This window comes from Gillisia sp. JM1, assembly GCF_000424645.1.
Lineage (GTDB): Bacteria > Bacteroidota > Bacteroidia > Flavobacteriales > Flavobacteriaceae > Gillisia.
Window position 1 is genome coordinate 1 of the sequence record NZ_AUKH01000012.1, and the last position, 5,004, is coordinate 5,004.

Genomic DNA, 5,004 nt, shown 5'->3' on the forward strand with positions numbered 1-5,004 from the left:
TAAAGAAAGTAATAAATAAAATCTATAGTAGTACTTTAGTGGTAACATCTACATACTTATTCTAAAGTAGAATTATGATATATCCAATAGAACTAAATCCAAATGAGGGTAATAAGAATAATAGAAAAATCTTAGTTAATCTTTACCAACACCACACACCAAACCTAACCTTTAGCAATCATATTGTAATACCATATTACTATAAGAAACCACCCAACGGAAATAAACCTGAGGGTTAAAACAGTTTAATATAAATTAAATTATTCTTAGTAAAACAATCATTTAATTACATATCTTTCAATTAGAGGTAGTTAACATTATAATATATTTAATATATAACAATAAAACATCTATATAATTGAATATAACGTAATACAACCCCTCAATTAGAAGTAATCTAAACACATTATTTCTTGCTAAATCCTATACAATCTACTGATATAAGAGTATAACGTAATATAAGTGTTTACACAATTGCACTAATTAATGCATTAATTGCTGAAGCACTCAATATTATGACATATAGCAGTATAAAACAGATTATAATGAGTAGAGGGAATAACAATTTAAAATATGAAACTGGGTTTCAAATAGAAGCTGAAAAGTTCACAGAATATAAACCAATCTTACTGGATACACTCCAAGCTGAAGATATAGAACTAACCACACGTGGGATGCTAGATAAGGTAACTGGGTGTGATGCGACCGCCTTAATTGATGGTTTGGTGTATGGTGTATCGCTGAGGTTTAGAAGCTCAGATTATAACAGCTTCACGCTGAATAGACATATAACAGACCCATACAGTGAGGTACACAAATGGATAAAACCACATAACACCAACCTTAAACCAATTTATTACATTCAGATTAACCAACGGTATCACAATGAGCTGAGGTTAATTAGGGTAAATATAGAAGCATACAGCGTATTTCTGCAACATCTAGTAAAAACAGATAGTTTAGAAATGTACTGGGAAAATAAACTATTAGCGTATGAGTTTCCAACGATGCTACCCAACGGATATAAAGGTATTTTTACTGAAGTGTTTACACAATAGGATAAAGTGTAAACACATAGAATACAACTAAACAACTGATATACAGTTAAATAACATACACCTGAGTTAAAAGTGTTTACATAAAAATGAATAAAATTAGATTATGTAAATACTATTTATTACATTTGGGTAATGGTTCGGGGTGTATCCCTCTACACCTCGAGCTTTAATATTAAAACTAAAACCACCAATATGAATCTTACAGTATCTTTCAATTATACCTCATCTAAACATTATGCCATTGATTTATTCAATGAGCAATCACAAGCATACCAACAAGATAAGAAGGTAGAAGCTCTACTAATTCTAATTGGTATCGATACAGGATTTAGGGTAAGTGATTTACTAAAGCTGAGGTTTAGTGATATTCAATTAACTGATAAGGGTAAACCTGAAATTTCAGGTTATGTTGCTAAGAAAAAACGTACAGAAGTAAAACCACTTAGCACCACCACCAACCGATTAATTGAAACCTATAATAACTATTGCATACTTCATAATGGGTATGTTAACGACTGTATTTTCTTTAACTACAACAATGATAAAGTGTACACTAGACAATGGACACACAAACGATTAAATAAGGCTAATGATGTGGGTTTACTGGGTAAGAAAGTAAATGTAGCTGGCGCACACTCATTGCGTAGAACCGCAGGACATAACATATTTTCCAAGACTAAAGACCTTAGAGATGTACAATTTCTGTTAGGTCACGATAGAATGAAACAAACTGAGCATTATTTGAAGCTCGACCAAACAGAAGCATTGGATAGACTTCACAGGGTGTACGATTAAATTGTTAATTTGTTTGTTAATAACATGGAATGCAACCCCTTTACTTTAAGGGGTTTTTATAGTAAGTTTGGTTAAATAATAATGGTACGGACTGGACACCCGAACCTCAAGCATTAAAATTTTAATAGTTATGATTAAAAAGCATGATAGGAGGGCAAATGTACCTCTATAGCATACCACAATTACACAAGGTCGTACAATCTTCAGACCTCTACAAATCCAAGATTAAGCGTACAGATAAAGATATTTTAATTGATAAATTCAATTGGGTAATTCATTCAATAGTACAATCTAACCGACATAAAGCAAATACTTTATTTCAATCCCAACCAGTACCATTGCATAGAGAGATATTAAAATCTATGTTGGGTAAAGCTGAGTATATAAAAATTACAAGGGAATTGGTAGAACTGGGATATATAACTATTGACCATAATTACACCTCAACTGCATTTCTGAAGCTTTATAATAACAATCGTATTGCTGAGGGTAAGAAAGCATTACCACACCTTAAACCTAGCTCTAAGAAGTACGCATTAAGTGATAAGGCATTAAATGAGGGTATTGTTAAAGTCGGTGTACTTACCTCAAGGATGCGTATAAAAATACGTAAGTATAAAACTGAGAAAATAAAGAAGTACTCCAATGATAAGATACATTCTAAGATACTTAATTCCATAACTAAAGTAGAATTTAATCCAAACCATACTAAAGCAATTGAGACCATTAACAAATATGTTGGGGTTACTGATAAAGATAAATATTACAATGAAGTGTACCACGAACTTCAGGAACTTAAACAAATCAATTCAGTTAACCAATTAGCTGAAAGTGATTTTTTCTATTACACACAATCTGAGAACGTTGGAAGGGTATTTCATTACCTCAGCACCATACCTAAACCCTTCAGGGAATCACTACAATTGAAAAGCGGTGGTAAGTTATCTGAGATAGATTTAAAGAACTCACAACCTCTTATAATAGCTTTAAATTATCTAAAGGACACCAACCAAACCAATACCAAATTATTAAATGATGTGCTTAGTGGGAACTTCTATAATGCAGTAGCACAACAAGCTCTTAAGAATAATGATGTAGATACATTCAACCAATTCTCAGAGAATTACAGCAAGTTTAAAGCTAATGTACTGGGTAAGGGATTATATTTTAATTACATACCTAATCCCAACGATGTGAAACCAATGGAACGGTATTTAATGGAGCTTTACCCCAACTTTATGAAGTACATTAGAAATAAGAAACGAGTTAAGGGATACAAGATAATTTCAATAGAAGCTCAGTTAATTGAAAGTAGTATATTTATTGATGGGTTATACTCCCAACTTAATAAAACTGATGTTGCAATACCAGTACATGATAGTATTATTGTACCAACAGAAAATGAGGGATACTTTTTAGATAAGTTGATATATATATTTAAACAAACATTCCCGTATATATCCAATGGCCACATTAAAGAATTATTTAGAATAACTCAATACTAAAATTATGACCATAGACACCAAGACCTTAACCGATGCTGAGGGTAATAGAACCAAATACAACACCACCACAAACGAAATAGTTAGTACGATTGACAAACATGGTTTTATTTTCGATGCTGAGGGCAATAGAACTGGACATATTTCTAATGATGAATATATTGATGGGTATTTTTATGAATAATTTATTTTAGGGTAATACATTTATTACTTACCTTTACACCACATTAACACCTAGTGTTTTTTAATCATTAGTTTTAATACTTGAAAGCATAACCCCTAACTACAGTCCATGTTAAAGGGGTTTTTTTCTGCCTTAAAATAAACGTTGTAATCTTACCACTTCAGCCAATCCAACTACATACACACCAGGATTAAAATGAGCGTATCTAAGCGCACTTTACCCACTAGATAACAACTAACATATAAGATACCTTAGAAGCTCTTAAAACGCCTTATTTGAGGTATTCAAACGAACCAACGAACGAACCAACGAACCTAATTAAATAGTTATTATATTAGTTGAAAATTATGTGATGTTATATACAGTTAAAGAAGTATCTAAAACACTGGGAATCTCAATTAGAGCAGTACAGAAACGTTGTATAGCTGAGGGAATTGATAAGACCAATAGGGTATATTTAATACCTAAGGATATTCTTAGTAAGTGGGAGCTTAACGAACCAAACGAACGAACAGCGAACGAACCAAACGAACTGAGCGAAAATGAGACCATTACAGAAGCTTTTACACCTGAGCAATATGATAAGCTCAATGAGGTTATATTGAAGTATCCCGAGCTTGTAAAACGTATTGAAGAATACCAACAAGAAATAAAATTCCTTAGAACAGAACTACAGGAACGTTCACAGCAACTGGATAAGAAAGGTTTACAACTGGATAAGCTTATTGAAGCTCTTAATGGTTCAATTAAGACCACACACCAATCCAACTACATACAGGCTAAGGATAAGGGATTAGATACTGTTTAGTATTATCATTGCCACACACTAAAAACCTTGTTAGATAACGTATTCATTGGGTTTATTGAGCAAGTGCCCCACATATACCCCCCCTACCTCTCTTTCCCTTCCAATAACCTCTAATCTCTAACCAATAACCTTACCTAATCTAATCTAACCTAAACCAATCTCTAAACCATTACCAAACAACTAAGATAAAGTGCTGAAAACGATATATCAATATACCATAGTAAATAAAGAAAGTAATAAATAAAATCTATAGTAGTACTTTAGTGGTAACATCTACATACTTATTCTAAAGTAGAATTATGATATATCCAATAGAACTAAATCCAAATGAGGGTAATAAGAATAATAGAAAAATCTTAGTTAATCTTTACCAACACCACACACCAATCCAACTACATACAGGCTAAGGATAAGGGATTAGATACTGTTTAGTATTATCATTGCCACACACTAAAAACCTTGTTAGATAACGTATTCATTGGGTTTATTGAGCAAGTGCCCCACATATACCCCCCCTACCTCTCTTTCCCTTCCAATAACCTCTAATCTCTAACCAATAACCTTACCTAATCTAATCTAACCTAAACCAATCTCTAAACCATTACCAAACAACTAAGATAAAGTGCTGAAAACGATATATCAATATACCATAGTAAA

5 protein-coding genes are annotated in these 5,004 nt (G+C 32.3%); all 5 read left to right on the forward strand.

Annotation, left to right across the window (positions count from 1 at the left end; all coding sequences use genetic code 11):
* The first annotated feature begins 545 nt into the window (after window positions 1-545).
* The 5 genes from H033_RS0103230 (at window position 546) to H033_RS0103250 (ending at window position 4,347) form a co-directional block, all read left to right on the forward strand.
* Window positions 546-1,058, forward strand: a complete 513-nt coding sequence (locus tag H033_RS0103230) for a hypothetical protein (RefSeq protein ID WP_155827697.1) — start codon at window positions 546-548, stop codon at window positions 1,056-1,058.
* A gap of 192 nt (window positions 1,059-1,250) precedes the next feature.
* A complete protein-coding gene (locus H033_RS0103235) occupies window positions 1,251-1,853 on the forward strand; it encodes a tyrosine-type recombinase/integrase (RefSeq protein WP_026837007.1) in 603 nt (200 codons plus the stop codon).
* 143 nt (window positions 1,854-1,996) lie between these two features.
* Complete coding sequence (locus H033_RS0103240; protein WP_026837008.1) at window positions 1,997-3,358, forward strand: hypothetical protein; 1,362 nt, start codon at window positions 1,997-1,999, stop codon at window positions 3,356-3,358.
* A gap of 4 nt (window positions 3,359-3,362) precedes the next feature.
* Window positions 3,363-3,539 (forward strand): hypothetical protein, encoded by a 177-nt coding sequence (locus tag H033_RS21545; RefSeq protein ID WP_155827700.1) that lies wholly within the window; start codon window positions 3,363-3,365, stop codon window positions 3,537-3,539.
* Window positions 3,540-3,891: 352 nt separating this feature from the next.
* A complete protein-coding gene (locus H033_RS0103250; protein ID WP_026837009.1) occupies window positions 3,892-4,347 on the forward strand; it encodes a hypothetical protein in 456 nt (151 codons plus the stop codon).
* Window positions 4,348-5,004: the final 657 nt, after the last annotated feature.